We start from the raw sequence: 14,743 nt of genomic DNA on the forward strand, positions 1-14,743 counted from the left end.
GATGGCACTTCGCCCCTGGTCCCAATGCTGGGCAACAACGGCCTGGATGGCTTCCAGGTCCCCGGCATCGAGCTGGCGTCCGCGAATGCGGTGGAGTATCTCCGACAAGACAACACCTCCCTCGTGGAAGGTGTCTTACCAGAAATCGGAAGATGTCGCCCGCACAAAATGCATGCCCTGTGATCAGGTACGGAAAAGACCTTGCAGGCGGCGATCGAATGGCAGGACGACTGCCGGCTGGCGGTGTCCTTTCTGCCTGACGTTGCGCCCTGAAGGCCGGGGGGGGGTCAGCTTGCCGTCGGGGTTGGCACCAGGGCCTGGGCCTGGTGGCCGGCTGCCAGGACGAGCAGCACGTCGATCTTGTCCCCGATGGCCTCGGTCTGGTCGGTGATCTGCCGGGCCATGCCGGTCATCTGTTGGGCTGCGGCAGCGTCCTGCTGGGCGGATTGGGAGAGGGTGATCACGGCCTCGTTGATGTGGCTGGTGGCGCCGGCCTGCTCCCGGGAGGCGTTGGCGATGTCGTGCAGCAGGCCCATGGCGGCCAGTAGATCCTGGTTGACCTGGGTGAAGCGGCTGGCGGTCTGGCTGGTGACCTCCTGGCCCTGCCGCACCCGGGAGCCCATGTTGTCGATGAGGCCGGTGATCTCCCGGGCCGCCTCGGCAGCGCGCCGGGCCAGGCTGCGCACCTCGTCGGCGACCACCGCAAAGCCAGCTCCGGCTTCGCCGGCGCGGGCTGCCTCCACCGCAGCGTTCAGGGCCAGCAGGTTGGTCTGGAAGGCGATGTCGTCGATAGCCCGGACGATGCGGGAGATGTCGCTGCTGGTGGCGGCGATGGCCTCCATGGAGCTGGTGAGGGCGTGCATGGAGGCGGCGGTCTCCTCGGCCAGCTGGCGGGTGGCCTCCATACCGGCAGTGGCCTGACCAGCGTTGTCAGCATTGCTGCGGGCGGTGGCCGAGATCTCCTCCACTGAGGAGGAGATGGTCTCCAGATTGGCCGCCGACTCCGAGACCCGGGCGGCCAGCTGCTCGCTTTCCTGGAGGGCGGCCAGGCTCGCCTCGCTCATCTGCACCACCGCCTCCTTCTGGTCACAGCCCACCTGGACCACCACCCGGGTGAGGGCGAAGCGGACCACCAGGGCGAGGCCGAGGCCGCCCAGGAGGAGCGCGGCCAGCACCGTGCCGCCGTTGACCTTGGCCAGGACCCGGTTGAGAGCAAAAACCTCCCCGCTTGGCCGGGCGATGCCCACGACCATGCCCAGCTCCGGAATGGGGTGGCGGACGAAGATCCAATCCGGGTCGCTTCCTGCGGCCACGGCTTCGAGACGATCGGCAATCGTCTCGCTCGCCCCCAGAAAACGGCCATCGCTGGTGGCCAAAAGGCCGCTCATGCCGGCGGCCTGCATCTCGTCCAGAAAGGTGGCGATGGCCGGCGCCAGCCGCCGCTCCACGGTGAGGAGCCCGGCGGGCTTGCCGTTGGCCTCCAGCACCTGCCGGCTTTCCAGGAGCCACTCCCCGTCACTGCTCACCAGAACGTGGCCGGTGCCGGCGGTCAGGGGCGGGCCGGCGGCGGCCTTCTTGGCTGGCAGCCGGCTGCCGGCCGCCACGGCCAGGAAGCGCTCCTGGTCCTGGAGGGATTCGAACTGGACCAGCACGTAGTTGGGGTTGGCCGCCTGCAGGCCGGCGAAGAATTTTTCCAGGCGGCCCAGGGCGCTGGAGACCCCGAAGTCGTCTTCCAGATCCAGGGAGATGAAGAAAAGGGCGATGGCGTCGTGGGAGAGGATGATCTCGAGCTGCTCCTCGGCGTCCCCGGGCAGGCGGGCGAAGCGCCTGGTCTTTTCGCTGGCCAGGAGGTTGAGGGTCGAGACGGCCTCGCGGCTGAGATGCGAGGACGAGACGGAGTGGATGAGGGCGCCAGAGATGGCCTGGCTGGCGAACAGGAGGAGAAAGACAACGAGGAAGATTTTTTTGCCGATGGTCATGAGCCCCTCCCAGAGCACGGGGACAGCCGGCCGCCGCCCCCTTTGGTCAAACCGAAACCTGCTGCAAACCCCTAGCGGACAGTGTAGCATGGCCATTTTTCCGAGGTCAAAGCTCAATTAACCCGGAGGAAGGCCATGATCGCGCCGCCACTCGGCCAGGGGATCACCGATTTCCACGTCCACGCCTTTCCCGATGATCTGGCCGCCCGGGCCATGCATCGCCTCCAGACCGAGGGCAGCATCCGGGCCTTCCTGGATGGCCGCCTGTCTTCTCTTCTGGCCTCCATGGATCAGAACGGCATCGAGCGCAGCGTCTTGTGCTCCATCGCCACCCGGCCCGGCCAGTTCGAGCCCATCCTGGCCTGGAGCCAGGCCATCCGCTCCCGCCGGATCATCCCGCTGGCCTCAGTGCATCCCGCGGATCCGGAGGCCCTGGCCCGGATCGATCGGATCGCCGATGCGGGCCTGGTGGGCCTCAAGATGCACCCCTTCTACCAGGAATTCTGGCTGGACGAGCCCCGGCTGCTGCCCCTCTTCCAGCGGATCAGCGAGCGCCGGCTGCTCCTGGTCATGCACACCGGCTTCGACATTGCCTTCCCTGAAGAGCGCCGGGCCGATCCGTCCCGCATCCGGCAGCTGCTGGACACCGTTCCGGAGCTGCGGCTGGTGGCCACCCACCTGGGGGCCTGGCGGCAGTGGCCGGAGGTGGCGGAGCTTCTGGTGGGCCGGCGGATCCTCATGGAGATCTCCTTTGCCCTGGATCTCCTGCCCGCTGCCGAGGCCCGCCACCTGCTGCTGGCGCACCCGGCCGAGTGCCTGCTGTTCGGGACTGACTCGCCGTGGACCGATCAGGGGGCGACCCTGGCGCTGTTCCGGGGGTTGGGCCTGCCGCCGGCCCTGGAGGAGCAGATCCTGGCCGGCAACGCGGCGCGGCTGCTCGACGGGCAGGATGGGCCTCCTGGCGGGCCGGCGGCGGTGGAACGGTGAACGGGACGCAGGGGGTGGTGCTAGGAGAGGGTGGCGTCGAGGTCCGGGAAGAGCTCCTCGATGTCCAGGGCCAGATGGTCGTCGATCACCAGCTCTTCGGCGCCGCCGCGGAGCTGGGCCAGCTCCCGGCGGGCGGCGATCAGCTGCTGGCTGGTCTGGCGTAGCCGCTCGGTGAGGATCTGGGCAAACATCCGGTAGAGGATGAACAAGAAGAGCTCGTTGTTGCCGCCGGTGCGGTCGATGAGGGACAGATCCGAGGCCAGGCAGATGGTGGTGGCGCAGGCCTCGACGGTGGCCGAGCGGGCCGAGCCGTCGATGATGCTCATCTCGCCGCAGATGGCCCCGGGACCCAGGGAGGCAATGGGCTCGCCGGCCTTGACCACCCGGGCCCGGCCGGCCATCAGGCAGTAGACCCACTTGTCGGTGCCGCCCTCCCGGATGATCTCTTCGCCGGCCTCGTAGGTGCGGATCTTGCTGACGGTGAGGATCTTGTTGAAGCTGGCGCCGAAGTGGCGCAGGGTGGGGATCTTGAGCAGCCGCGCCCCGGTCTCGGGGCTCAGGTGCAGGTAGTCCGATTCGCGCATGGCGGCCGCGGGCTCAACGGGGTGTCTTGCGGAAGTCGGCCAGGTTGAGAACCGTGGCCGGCGACTGGCCGCGCTTCGGCGGCGGCGGGGCCGGTGGCTGCCCGAGATCCACCGCCTGCATGAACAGCTCCTCCTCCCCCATGCCGAAGGTCTCCTCGCCGGTGAACTGGGGCTCCCGCAGGGTCCACACCGCCCGCTGGGGCGGCACGGTCAGGAAGAGCAGGGTGAGGTGCCACCAGGGATCCCGCTTGCTGGTGTCCCGCTGGATATCCTGGACCACGGCGTAGAGGGCCTGATTCTCCTTGTGAAAGGCCACCAGGACGATATCGCCGGGAACGGTTTCGGCCTTGAAGGGCAGAAGGCTGCGAAGCTGGCGCACGATTTCTTCCATGGCCCTTCCTTACCACAGGGGCCGGCCGGGGTGCAACCGGCGGCGCGCGGTTGGACGGCGCCTGGCGGCCTGTGCTATAAGGGCAGAAACAGGCTCCCTGCCACCTGCCAAGGAGATCCGCCCATGCGCCGTGCTGCCCCTGTGTTGATCCTTGCCGCTCTTGTGCTCGCCACCCCCCAGCTTGCCCCAGCCACCCCGGGCTTGCAGAAGCTGTTTGTGGCCCATTACCCGAAGGCCAAGGGTGGCGCCCTGGACAGCTGCACCACCTGCCACATGCCGGCGGCCAAGGACTTCCTCAATGCCTATGGCCTGGTGCTCAAGGAGAAGGCCATGGACTTCGCCGCCGCCGAGGGGGGCGACGCCGACGGGGATGGCAAGACCAGCGGCGAGGAGATCGCCACCGGCGGCTGGCCGGGCTCCCAGGCCCAGGCCCTCGAGCTCTTCGTCTTCACCAACAAGCGGGGCACCATCACCTTTGATCACGAGCGCCATTCCACCGTGCCTGCCTATCTGCCGGCCGGCAAGTGCGACACCTGCCACGGCCCGGAGCTTTTCCCCCGGCTCTTTGACGATGCGGTCTCGGTGAAAGAGATCGCCCACAGCCGCTGTCTGGGCTGCCACAAGGACGCCAAGGGCAGCCGGGCGCCGGGCAAGTGCGCCGGTTGCCATGGCGACAAGGGGAGGGAGTGAGAACCGCCGGCGGCTTGGGATAGCCGAGGATTTGGATATGGATTTTTGTTGGTTCGCGCTTATGGTATCGACATGGCAAGCGGAAGGTCGGGAAGGCATTGTCTTTTCCGGACAATGAAGCCGATGGGGCCGCAAGGCCCGTCAGGAGGTGTGCCATGACAACCACAAGCGAGCTGTTCAAAGAGGCCCAGGACCTGTTCGTCCACGGCCATCTGCGGGAGAGTCTGGCCGGTTTCGACCGGGCCGAGGCTGCCGGCTTCGATCCCATTGTCAGTGCGCTGAGCCGCGGGGCTGCCTATTTGCGGTTGGGCGAGTATGAGGGCGCCATCCACGAGCTGGATAGCGTGGTGGCCCGCCAGCCCAATCACGACCGGGCCCTCTATTACCGGGGGCTGGTCTGGCTGAACAGCGGTGACCCCAAGCGGGCGGTGGAGGATCTGAGCCGGTCGATCACCATCAACCCTACCCGGGCGCCGGCTTTCCTGGCCCGGGGCATCGCCCGTTCCGAGCTCGGTCAGGACGAGGGGGCGGTGAATGATTTCAAAGCGGCGGTGGCGCACTCGACCGCCGAGGTGGAGGAGTTTACCAGTCTCCTGGGCAGCCACCGGACCCTGTTCGAGCGCTCCATGGCCCTCCTGGAAGGGGAGCGTGGACCGCACAAGATCGTTCTCACTCCGGAGGAGGTGGAGCGGCTGAAGGGCTGGCTGGAGGAATGACCTCTGCCGGCAGCGGGCGCTACACGGGGGAGGCGACCAGGTCGTCTCCCCCATTTTGTCTGACCACAGCGGTCAGACGACCTGGATGCCTCGGGGCTCAGCCACCACCTCGCCGATGACGGCCGCCACGGCGACACCGCGCTTCGTGAGCTCCCGGCACAGGGCCGGTGCCTGAGTGGCCGGCCCAGCCAGGAGCAGGCCGCCGGAGGTCTGCGGATCGTAGAGCAGCGCCTCCTCCGGCCCGGACAGGGGGAGCCGGATGGTCAGGGACGCAGCCACCATCTGACGGTTGGCCTTGTTGCTGCCCGTGGTCTCGCCCTTGCGGTACATGGCCAGGGCATGGGGATAGAAGGGCAGGGCCCGGTAGTCGAGTCGCATGCCGACGCCGCTGCCGGCCGCCATCTCCAGGGCATGGCCGATGATGCCAAACCCGGTGATATCGGTACAGGCGTGCAGCTCGTAGCCGAGCGCCGCCTCCATGGCCGGTCCGTTCAAGGCGGCTACAGTGGGCAGGACCTCCCGTTCCAGGGTGGCATAGTCGAGCTTGCCGGCCCGTACCGCATTGAACAGCACCCCGGAGCCGATGGGCTTGGTGAGGACGAGGGCATCCCCCGGCCGGGCACCAACGTTGCGGATCACCCGCTCGGGGTGGACAACGCCGTTGACGCACAGGCCGTATTTCGGCTCCTCGTCATCCACCGAATGGCCTCCTCCCAGGCAGGCACCCGCCTCGGCCACCTTGGCGCAGCCGCCGCGGAGGATCTCCCGCAGGATCCCCATGTCCAGCTGCTTGGCCGGGAACATCACCACGTTCAGGGCCGTGAGGGGCCGGCCACCCATGGCGTAAACGTCGGAAATGGAGTTGGCCGCCGCGATCTGGCCGAACCAGTACGGATCGTCCACCGGGGGCGTGATGAAGTCCACGGTGCTGATCATGGCGATCTCCGGGCTCAGCTGGTAGACGGCGGCATCATCCGAGGTCTCGATGCCGACCAGGAGATGGGGGCCACTGGCAACCGGCAGACCGGCAAGCGCGTCCGACAGAGCCGTCGGACCGATTTTCGCCGCTCAGCCGCAGGTGCGGGCGAGTCCGGTGAGGGTCTTCTTCTTCAGAAAGGGCAGGGCCAAGGGAGGCCTCCTGGGGTTTTGATCATGACCTGGACAGCGCAGGACCCGTCGGATGGTGCAGGCCCCATTATGCCTGCAGGTCGGACAGAAGGCCAGAGGTGGAGCGTGGCAGGCGGTCGATTCGTGCGGGCTTGACAAGCTTTGGATCATCATATAACTTAATATTTATATGATGATCTCTTGATTGTTGGCCGGCGACCCCGGGACCGCCCGGGGCGCCGGATGGGGTCAACCAAGCACCGTTTGGAGGAAGGTTATGCTCAAGGTCAGGTTCTTTCTCAACGAGCCGAAAGGCAAACCGTGACGGCATTTCACCGAGATCGCGCCCAGGCTGGGCGCCACGTACCAGGTGGCCATCGAGACCATCTCCAAGCCCCGGGCTGAGTACCAGACCGATGAGTACTTCGCCCTGGATCTGCCGGTGGCACCGGCGGTCATGGTGGGGGACGAGATCCTGATCGAGGGGGCCGACATCTCCGAGGACAAGATCGAGGCCGCCATCTGCCGGCAGCTTGGGCTGCCCGAGCCCGCCAGGAAGGGGCTCGTGGGCAGGTTGTTCGGCCGCTGACCGGCATGACGGGAGGTTGCCATGGAAAATGCCTGCTACGCTGTCAACCTCGCCATCCACATCCTGGCCGCCATCCTTTGCGTGGCCGCCCCGTTCTACCAGCTGCGCTGGGTGCACCTGCGGGGCAAGTTGGGGACGGCCCTCATCTATCCCTTTGATCGGGTGATCGAGAACGTGCTCACCTTCCAGGTGAAGCTCTGCTTTGCCCTCATCCTGGTCCTCATCGCCACCGGCTTCGCCTTTCCCCTCATCCACTACGCCTTCCACGGCCAGTGGCGGCAGACCGGTGATCTGGCCCTGGGCATCTTTGCGGCCAAGGCGGTGCTGGCCTTCATCGGGCTCGCCATCAACGGGCACGGGGTCCTTGTCCTGGACCCGGAGATCCAGAAGACCTTTGCCACCTTTCTGCCGGCGGTCCAGCCGTCCGACGAGCTCTTGAACCGCTTCTGGGCCATGCGCGGGCTGCGCAAGAAACTGTGCGGCTTCTGCTTCTGCCTGGCCATCCTCATCGTGCTCATCACCCCGATCCTGAGGTTCGCCAAATGAGCGAGACCGCCAGAATCCTCAGCCAATGCACCGACTGCGGCGCCTGCGTGCGGGCCTGCCATTTCCTCGGCCATTACTGCGATTCGCCGCGGGAGCTGGCCAGGCGGTTCTCCCGCAACCCCTTCGAGGCCATGGAGGTCCCCTATGCCTGCTCCCTGTGTGGCCTGTGCCAGCGGCTCTGCCGGCGGGGTCTTCACCCCGGCGGCATGTGTCACGAGGCACGGGTGCGGATTTTTCGTCCCCTGCAAGGCCAGAGCCCGCCCGCCGACTTTGTCTACGACTTCCTCACCCCGCGACTCAAGGGGATCCGGAACCATCAGATCTTCAGCTCCAGCAGCCTGTTCACCATGAACCGGCCGCCGGACCCAGGGCCGGCCGGCACCGTGCGGCGGGTCTTCTTTCCGGGCTGCTCGCTCCCGGCCTACGGCCCGGACCTGGTGCTCAAGACCTACCGCTATCTCAACGCCAAGCTGCCCGGCACCGGCGTGGTGCTCAATTGCTGCGGCAAACCCTGCAAGGACATGGGCGACCTGGAGCGGTTCGACGGTCTCTTCCGGCGAACCATCGAGACCTTCGAGCGCCTGCAGGTGGACGAGGTGGTGGTGGCCTGCATCAACTGCCACAAGACCTTCCGGGAGAACAGCCGGATCCGCCTGCGCACCGTCTACGAGGTCATGTGCGAGCTCGGCCTGCCGGAGCACGATCGCCCGGCTGGCGGCAAGGTCACCATCCATGACTCCTGTCCGGCTCGCTACCAGCCTCAGATCCGGCAGGCGGTGCGGGAGATCGCCGTCCGGCTGGGGCACACGGTGCACGAGCTGCGGTTCCGCAACGAGCTCACCCAGTGTTGCGGCGCCGGCGGCTGCGCCCCCACGGGCAACCCCGCCCTGGCTGACCGGCACACCAGGGGGCGAGCCGAGCAGGCGGACGGCCTGGTGGTCACCTACTGTGCCCACTGCCGGGAGCGGTTCTCCTCCCAGGTGCCGGCACTCCATCTCCTCGACCTGGTGCTGGGAATCTCGTCCCCGCGCCAGCCCGTGCTCGAGGCCCACGACAGCCTGCACAACTGGGCCAACCGCTGGCTGGTCAAAAGACGACTGGCACGGCTTCGGGCGTGACTCCCAGGCCCGGGAGCGCCCCAGCCGCCAACCACAGGAGGGACCCCCATGGACGATCGTACCGGAAAGACCGCATCGATCATGATCTTCCACGACGAGCTCTGTCAGGTCTTCAACGGCCTGATGACCGCCCTGAGTCTCCTGCGGGCCGGCGCCAAGGTGACGGTCTTCTTCGGCTCCCGGGGGATCAACGCCGTGCACAAGGACAAGGTCGGCACCCTGCGCTGCCTGCCTGACCAGCCCGAGGAGGAGCAGAAAAGGGTCACCGCCCGCATGGAGGCCATGAACCTGCCCATGCCAGAGGAGATGCTGCTCATGCTGCACATGGAAGGTGCCCAGCTTCTGGCCTGCCCTCTGAACAAGAATGTTTTCGGGTTCCGGGACGACGACTTTGTGGAAGGGGTTCGTCTCGCCGACCCTGCCACCTACTATACCGACGTGGTCATGCCGGCCGACATGAATCTCGTGTTCTAGAAGGAGCCGACCATGCGCAGCCCTTCCCTGGTCGCCTTTTCCGTGGACCACCCTCGACTGGTGGTGCTGGTGTCGGTGGCTTTGAGTCTTCTGGCCATGACCCAGCTCGGCCGGATCACCACCGACACCAATCCCAAGAACATGCTCCCGGAGACCTCGGCGGTCCGGGTCGGGAATCGGCAGGTGGAACAAACCTTCCGCCTCTACGAGGACAGCATCGTGGTCGGGGTGCAAAGCGAGCGCGGCGTCCTCAACCAGGACACCCTGGGCCGGATCCTGCGCATCACCGATGCCATCCTCCAGGTGGACGGGGTGGCGGCCCGGGATGTGAGCGCCTTTTCGACCATCACCAACGTCACCGCCCAGGACGGCACCCTGCACGTGGGACCCCTCATGCCCCGGGTGCCGGAAACGGAGGCGGAGCTGGCGGCCTTGCGGCGGCAGCTTTTCGACAATCCCCTGTTCGTGGACCGGATCATCTCCCGGGACGGCAAGACCGCGGCCATCCATGTTCCCCTGGAGGCGGGCGCCAACGGCAAGGAGGTCGCCGATGCCCTCCGCCGGATCATCAGCCGGGAAGAGGGCGGTGAGCAGTTCTTCGTGGCTGGCGATCCGGTGGCCCGGGACACCTTCGGGGCGGAGATGTTCAAGCTCATGGCGGTGTTCGCCCCCATCGCCGGCGGGGTGATGCTCCTCATCCGGTATCTCATGTTCCGGGATCTGTTCCTGTCCTTCGCTCTGATGATGGACGCCATGATCAGCATCGTCTGGAGCATGGGGCTGCTCATCGCTCTGGGCTTTCCCATCCATATCATGAGCTCCATGAGCCCGGTGTTCCTCATGGCCATCGCCACCGACAGCATCCACATCTTCAACGAATTCTATTTCCGCTACCGGGAGACCAGGGACAAGCGGGCGGCCATCATCGCCACCATGGCGGCGGTGAGCCGGCCGGTGCGCTACACCGCCCTGGCCACTGCCGCCGGCTTTGCGGTGCTGGTCTTCATGAGCATTGTGCCGGTCAAGGTGTTCGGTGTCATGCTGGCCTTTGGCACCTTTGCCCTGCGGGTGCTGTCCTTCAGCTTCATTCCGGCCATGTTCACCTTCGTGCCCGAGGCCCATCTCGCCAAGGTAGCCGGCCGGGAAGATGCCGATACCGGCTGGGCGACCCGGCTCCTCACCGGCCTGGCCAGCCTGGGGGCCGGAAACCCGAGGGTGACGGCAGGCCTGGCACTGGTGCTCCTGGCGGCAGCCGGGCTGGGGATTCTGCGCCTTACGGTCAACAACAACATGGTGGAGTGGTTTGCCGAGGACAGCACCATCCGCACCGCCGACCGGGTGATGAACGAGGCCCTGGGGGGCACCTCCCTGGGCTATCTGGTGCTGGCTACCGGTCAGGACGATGCCATGAAGGACCCCCGGGCGATGCGGTTCATGGAGGGCCTGCAGCGCCACCTGGAAGGCCTGGCCGTGGTGGGCAAGACCACCTCGGTGGTGGACTACGTGAAGCGCATCAACCGGGTCCTCCACGACGATGATCCGGCCTTCGATACCGTGCCGGAGAGCGCCGAGGCTATCGGGCAGTACCTGTTTCTGTTCGGCATGTCCGCCAAGCCCGCCGACCTGGACAATGTCGTGGACTACGCTTACCGCCAGGCCAACATCACCGTGCAGCTCACGACCTGGGATGCCCGGGCCATGGCCGAGGTGATGGCTGCGGCTGCGGACTTCCGGCAGCGGCACAGCGCGGAGCTGCCGGTGCCCGTGGAGATCCGGCCAGCCGGCATCGCCTATTTCAACCTGGTCTGGAACGAGGAGGTGCTCTGGGACATGCTCAAGGGCTTCAGCCTGGCCCTGGTGGTGGTGCTGGCAATCCTGGTGCTCAACTTCCGCTCCCTGCGCTGGGCCCTGGTCGGCTACGCGCCCCTGCTCTTCACCATCCTCATCATCTACGGGGCCATCGGCTTTGCCGGCAAGGATTTCGACATGCCGGTCTCGGTCCTCTCCTGTCTGTCCCTGGGCATGGCAGTGGACTTCGCCATCCATTTCATCAGCCGGCTCCGGCAGCGGCTGGCGGAGTCAGGTGGGCTGCCGGCCGGCTGGCACCGGGCCCCGGCGCCTGCCCCCCAGCTGCTGGCCGCCCTGGTCTGGACAGCGGCCCGGCCGGGCAAGGGGATCCTGCGCAATGCCGTTCTGTTTTCGGCCTCCTTCGCGGTGATGATGGTGGCGCCGCTCACGCCCTACATCACCGTCGGCGTCTTCATCGTCAGCATGATGCTCCTGAGCGCGCTGTTGACGGTCCTTCTCCTGCCGGCCCTGGTCGTGCTCTGCCGGGGTTGGCTGTTTGCCCATGAAAAAGGGCTTGTCCGTCCCTGATCCGGAGGTGCTGCCATGAAAAGGCTCTGGCTTGTCGTCCTTCTTGTTCTCCTGCCGGTCCACGTCCACGCCCTCACCGCTGTCGAGCTGATGGAGCAGTCCCAGGCGGCGTTCCTGTATCCGGGTCAGGACTTCCGGGTCCGGATCCACATGCGGCTCATCGCGCCGGGGGGACAGGAACGGGTGCGGGAGATGGTCATGCTGCGCAGGAATGAGGGCCCGCCGGGCGGCGATCAGAAGTACTTCATCGCCTTTCAACGTCCGGCTGATGTCAAGGATATGACCCTCATGGTGCACAAGTACCCGGCCCAGGATGACGACCGCTGGCTGTTCGTACCGGCCATCAACATGGTGCGGCGCATCGCGGCCCAGGACAAGCGCTCCAGCTTCGTGGGCTCGGACTTCACCTACGAGGATGTCTCCGGCCGGGACGTGGCCAGCGACACCCACACCCTCCTGGGGGAAGAGAAGGTGGGCGAAGCGGACTGCCACAAGGTGAAGAGCACGCCCAACGCCGGCGACGTGGACTATGCCGACCGGATTTCCTGGATCGACAAGAGGACCTTCCTGCCCTTGAAAGAGGAATACTACGATCTCAAGGGCGCGGTGATCCGGGTCTTTGCCGCCGAGCGGGTGGAGGTGGTGGCCGGGATTCCCACCGTGGTCCGGCGGTCCATGAGGAACCTCCAGACCGGGCACCGTACCGAGGTGGAATTCAGTCAGGTGGCCTACGGCATTGGCATCGAGGACAGCCTGTTCAGCGAGCGCTTCCTCCGGCAGCCGCCCAGGAAATGGCTGGATTGAGGGGGAGGCGAGTGATGCGCCACCTATGGTTGGCCTTGGCGGCCCTTTTGGCCGGCAGTCTGGTGGCAAGTCCGGCCTCGGCCCTGGACGTGGACCTGCAGGGGTTTCTCCAGGGCAACTACGCCGTGGGGCTCGGTCCGGCCAACCCCAACGGTGAGAGCGCAAAGTGGGCCGAGGAGCGGCTCCAGGCGCGGTTCGATGGCGCAGGCCAGGCCGGCCGCCTGTTCCTCAAGGCTGACGCTGCCTACGATCACACCCGGGACCAGACGGAGGTGGAGCTGCGGGAAGGCTTCCTGGATCATGGGGCAGGCCGGTGGGACCTGCGGCTGGGCCGGCAGATCCTCACCTGGGGGCTGGGGGATCTTCTGTTCATCAACGACGTCTTTCCCAAGGATTACGAGGCGTTCTTCGCCGGCCGTCCCCTGGAGTATCTCAAGACCGGGGTTGATGCCGCCAAGGCAGGGCTTTATCCGGATTTCGCCTCCTTCGAGATCGTGGCGATCCCGTTCTTCACGCCGGATCACCTGCCCGATCCGGAGCGCTTCCACATGCCAGGCCCGGGGGCGTGGATCGAGGAGCGGCCCACGGACGGCCGGGATACCGAGCTGGCGCTGCGTGCCTACCGGGACCTGGCCGGCTTCGATGTGTCGCTCTATGCCTTCAGCGGCTTCTTCCGGCGGCCGGCCCTTCGCGCCAGCACCATGGCACCGGGCAGCACGCCGGCGCTGTTCTATCCCCGGCTGGCTGTGTACGGGGCCAGCGCCCAGGGCCGGGCCCTGGAGGGCGTCCTCTCCCTGGAGGCCGGCTACTATGACTCGCGACAGGACCGGGACGGAGCCGATCCCTTCGTCCCCAACGATGAGACCCGCTTTCTGGTCGGCTACCAGCGTCAGCTCTGGGAGGATGGCGTCCTGGGGCTGCAATACTACGGCGAGAGGATGCACGACTTCGGCCGCTACCAGGAGACCCTGCCGCCCGGCTTCCCCGGCGCCCGCCGGCTCCGGGATCTGGCCAGCGTCCGGTTTACCCAGCTTTTCCGTCACCAGACCCTGCGACTTTCCTTCCTGGCCTTCTATGGCCTGGCGGAGCGGGACTATCTGGTCAACCCCGAGGTGCGCTACCACGTCTCGGATCGGATCTGGGCCGCGGCGGGCGCCATGATCTTCGGCGGCCAGGACTGGAGTCAATTCGGTAGCCTGGACCGGGACGACCATGTCTATCTGCAGATGCGCTATGAGCTTGTGATGTTGCCGTAGTAAGGAGGATGATCATGGACAGGACAAGCCGTTGGATCCCATTGCTGCTGCTGGCCATCCTGGGCTGGCTGGGGGGGAGGGAGACCGTGTCCGCCGCCAGCATGGTCGAGGTCCAGGAGGAGGCAGCCCGGGGCGGCTACCAGCTGATCGACACCGAGGGTCTCCGGCAGCTCCTTGACCGGGACCCGGCCGCGGTGCTCCTGGTGGACACCCGCCAGGAGTGGGAGTACGCGGCTGGCCATATCGCGGGCGCGGTGAGCTTTCCCATGGAGCCCACCTGGCTCGCCCGGCTGACCAGACGGGGCGAGCTGTCCCAACTCCTCGGACCGAGCCAAGAGCGGGTGGTCGTCTTCTACTGAGCGGGCCTGACCTGAGTCCGGAGCGACTCGGCAGCCCGGGTGGCTGTCTCCCTTGGCTACAAGAACGTCTACCGTGATCCCTTGGGATTTCCCGAATGGCAGGCCCGGGGGCTGGCCACCGCCACCGCCCAGGTCGCGGCGCCGCAAGAGGTGCGGCCGCCGGCCGCCGGTCCCGGCTGGGCGGGTATGGGCGGCTGGACCCTGCTTCTCACCCTGGCGGCGGTCCTTTTGGGCGGCATGGCCCTCAACCTGACGCCCTGTGTCTATCCCCTCATCCCCATTACCGTGTCCTATTTCGGTGGCCGCAGCGGCCAGGGGCAGGGGGCGGTGCTGATCCACGGCCTTTTGTACGTGGCAGGCCTGGCGGTCACCAATTCGGCCTTGGGGGTGGCGGCAGCCATGACCGGCGGCCTCATGGGCGGCCTGCTGCAGAGCCCCTGGGTGCTCCTGGCCGTGGCGGCGGTGCTCTTGGCTCTGGCCAGCAGCCTCTTTGGCTTCTGGGAGCTGCGCCTGCCCGCCGCGCTCACCAGCGCCGCGGCTCGGGGCCATGCCGGCTGGCTGGGCACCCTGTTCATGGGCATGACCCTGGGCGTGGTGGCAGCACCCTGCATCGGGCCGTTCGTGCTTGGACTCCTCACCTGGGTGGCGAGCACCGGCGATCCGCTTTTTGGCTTCATCATTTTCTTCACCCTGAGCCTCGGCCTCGGCCTGCCCCTCTTTGTCCTGGCGCTGTTCGCCGGCCGGCTCCAGCGGCTGCCCCGGTCCGG

Annotated in this window: 16 protein-coding genes; 12 read left to right on the forward strand and 4 right to left on the reverse strand. The window is 66.8% G+C overall.

The window, feature by feature from the left end; translation table 11 throughout:
• On the forward strand, positions 1–183 hold a 183-nt coding region (locus AB1634_15430; protein MEW6220907.1), incomplete at its 5' end, for a hypothetical protein.
• Between the two features lie 104 nt (positions 184–287).
• Here AB1634_15430 and AB1634_15435 read toward each other — a convergent pair.
• Positions 288–1,979: a methyl-accepting chemotaxis protein gene (locus AB1634_15435; GenBank protein ID MEW6220908.1), complete on the reverse strand. Its 1,692-nt coding sequence runs from the start codon at positions 1,977–1,979 to the stop codon at positions 288–290.
• 135 nt (positions 1,980–2,114) lie between these two features.
• On the opposite strand from AB1634_15435, the gene AB1634_15440 reads away from it, so the two are divergent.
• On the forward strand, positions 2,115–2,966 hold the full coding sequence (locus tag AB1634_15440) for an amidohydrolase family protein (protein MEW6220909.1): 852 nt from the start codon (positions 2,115–2,117) through the stop codon (positions 2,964–2,966).
• 20 nt (positions 2,967–2,986) lie between these two features.
• Here AB1634_15440 and AB1634_15445 read toward each other — a convergent pair whose 3' ends face one another.
• Together AB1634_15445 and AB1634_15450 are read right to left on the reverse strand one after the other, a co-directional pair.
• A complete protein-coding gene (locus AB1634_15445) occupies positions 2,987–3,550 on the reverse strand; it encodes a cyclic nucleotide-binding domain-containing protein (GenBank protein ID MEW6220910.1) in 564 nt (187 codons plus the stop codon).
• A gap of 13 nt (positions 3,551–3,563) precedes the next feature.
• Positions 3,564–3,941 (reverse strand): hypothetical protein, encoded by a 378-nt coding sequence (locus AB1634_15450; protein ID MEW6220911.1) that lies wholly within the window; start codon positions 3,939–3,941, stop codon positions 3,564–3,566.
• Positions 3,942–4,064: 123 nt separating this feature from the next.
• On the opposite strand from AB1634_15450, the gene AB1634_15455 reads away from it, so the two are divergent.
• Both AB1634_15455 and AB1634_15460 read left to right on the forward strand, forming a co-directional pair.
• Positions 4,065–4,631 carry a cytochrome c3 family protein gene (locus tag AB1634_15455; protein ID MEW6220912.1) on the forward strand — a complete coding sequence of 189 codons (567 nt, stop codon included), beginning with the start codon at positions 4,065–4,067 and terminating at the stop codon, positions 4,629–4,631.
• A gap of 155 nt (positions 4,632–4,786) precedes the next feature.
• Positions 4,787–5,347, forward strand: coding sequence for a tetratricopeptide repeat protein (locus tag AB1634_15460; protein MEW6220913.1), 561 nt, complete (start codon positions 4,787–4,789; stop codon positions 5,345–5,347).
• A 72-nt stretch (positions 5,348–5,419) separates the two neighbouring features.
• Here the strand turns inward: AB1634_15460 and selD are convergent, their stop codons facing one another.
• The gene (gene selD, locus AB1634_15465; protein MEW6220914.1) at positions 5,420–6,460 is read right to left on the reverse strand and encodes a selenide, water dikinase SelD; all 1,041 of its coding nucleotides are present in this window, start codon (positions 6,458–6,460) and stop codon (positions 5,420–5,422) included.
• 271 nt (positions 6,461–6,731) lie between these two features.
• Between selD and tsoC the strand changes: the two genes are divergently transcribed.
• The 8 genes from tsoC to AB1634_15505 form a co-directional block, all read left to right on the forward strand.
• Positions 6,732–7,043 carry an NEPxGxxU motif selenoprotein TsoC gene (tsoC, locus tag AB1634_15470; protein MEW6220915.1) on the forward strand — a complete coding sequence of 104 codons (312 nt, stop codon included), beginning with the start codon at positions 6,732–6,734 and terminating at the stop codon, positions 7,041–7,043.
• Between the two features lie 21 nt (positions 7,044–7,064).
• A complete protein-coding gene (locus tag AB1634_15475) occupies positions 7,065–7,589 on the forward strand; it encodes a hypothetical protein (GenBank protein MEW6220916.1) in 525 nt (174 codons plus the stop codon).
• Positions 7,586–8,707, forward strand: coding sequence for a (Fe-S)-binding protein (locus AB1634_15480; protein ID MEW6220917.1), 1,122 nt, complete (start codon positions 7,586–7,588; stop codon positions 8,705–8,707). Before AB1634_15475 ends, AB1634_15480 begins: the two co-directional genes overlap by 4 nt.
• A 48-nt stretch (positions 8,708–8,755) precedes the next feature.
• Entirely contained in the window at positions 8,756–9,181 is a 426-nt protein-coding gene (locus AB1634_15485; protein ID MEW6220918.1) for a DsrE/DsrF/DrsH-like family protein, read from the forward strand.
• A 12-nt stretch (positions 9,182–9,193) separates the two neighbouring features.
• Complete coding sequence (locus tag AB1634_15490) at positions 9,194–11,557, forward strand: MMPL family transporter (GenBank protein ID MEW6220919.1); 2,364 nt, start codon at positions 9,194–9,196, stop codon at positions 11,555–11,557.
• A gap of 15 nt (positions 11,558–11,572) precedes the next feature.
• Positions 11,573–12,361, forward strand: coding sequence for an outer membrane lipoprotein-sorting protein (locus AB1634_15495; GenBank protein MEW6220920.1), 789 nt, complete (start codon positions 11,573–11,575; stop codon positions 12,359–12,361).
• A 14-nt stretch (positions 12,362–12,375) separates the two neighbouring features.
• Positions 12,376–13,617 carry a hypothetical protein gene (locus AB1634_15500; protein ID MEW6220921.1) on the forward strand — a complete coding sequence of 414 codons (1,242 nt, stop codon included), beginning with the start codon at positions 12,376–12,378 and terminating at the stop codon, positions 13,615–13,617.
• 14 nt (positions 13,618–13,631) lie between these two features.
• A partial coding sequence (locus AB1634_15505) for a cytochrome c biogenesis protein CcdA (protein MEW6220922.1) occupies positions 13,632–14,743 on the forward strand: 1,112 nt, incomplete at its 3' end.

It is taken from the genome of Thermodesulfobacteriota bacterium (genome assembly GCA_040755095.1).
GTDB lineage: Bacteria > Desulfobacterota > Desulfobulbia > Desulfobulbales > JBFMBH01 > JBFMBH01.

Excerpts from the sequence above, each read along its gene's own strand:
- AB1634_15455 (MEW6220912.1), top strand. The coding sequence starts at position 4,065 with ATGCGCCGTGCTGCCCCTGTGTTGATCCTTGCCGCTCTTGTGCTCGCC.
- AB1634_15485 (MEW6220918.1), top strand. The coding sequence starts at position 8,756 with ATGGACGATCGTACCGGAAAGACCGCATCGATCATGATCTTCCACGAC.
- AB1634_15490 (MEW6220919.1), top strand. The coding sequence starts at position 9,194 with ATGCGCAGCCCTTCCCTGGTCGCCTTTTCCGTGGACCACCCTCGACTG.
- AB1634_15435 (MEW6220908.1), bottom strand. The coding sequence starts at position 1,979 with ATGACCATCGGCAAAAAAATCTTCCTCGTTGTCTTTCTCCTCCTGTTC.
- AB1634_15495 (MEW6220920.1), top strand. The coding sequence starts at position 11,573 with ATGAAAAGGCTCTGGCTTGTCGTCCTTCTTGTTCTCCTGCCGGTCCAC.
- AB1634_15475 (MEW6220916.1), top strand. The coding sequence starts at position 7,065 with ATGGAAAATGCCTGCTACGCTGTCAACCTCGCCATCCACATCCTGGCC.
- AB1634_15500 (MEW6220921.1), top strand. The coding sequence starts at position 12,376 with ATGCGCCACCTATGGTTGGCCTTGGCGGCCCTTTTGGCCGGCAGTCTG.
- AB1634_15480 (MEW6220917.1), top strand. The coding sequence starts at position 7,586 with ATGAGCGAGACCGCCAGAATCCTCAGCCAATGCACCGACTGCGGCGCC.
- AB1634_15450 (MEW6220911.1), bottom strand. The coding sequence starts at position 3,941 with ATGGAAGAAATCGTGCGCCAGCTTCGCAGCCTTCTGCCCTTCAAGGCC.
- AB1634_15460 (MEW6220913.1), top strand. The coding sequence starts at position 4,787 with ATGACAACCACAAGCGAGCTGTTCAAAGAGGCCCAGGACCTGTTCGTC.
- AB1634_15440 (MEW6220909.1), top strand. The coding sequence starts at position 2,115 with ATGATCGCGCCGCCACTCGGCCAGGGGATCACCGATTTCCACGTCCAC.
- AB1634_15445 (MEW6220910.1), bottom strand. The coding sequence starts at position 3,550 with ATGCGCGAATCGGACTACCTGCACCTGAGCCCCGAGACCGGGGCGCGG.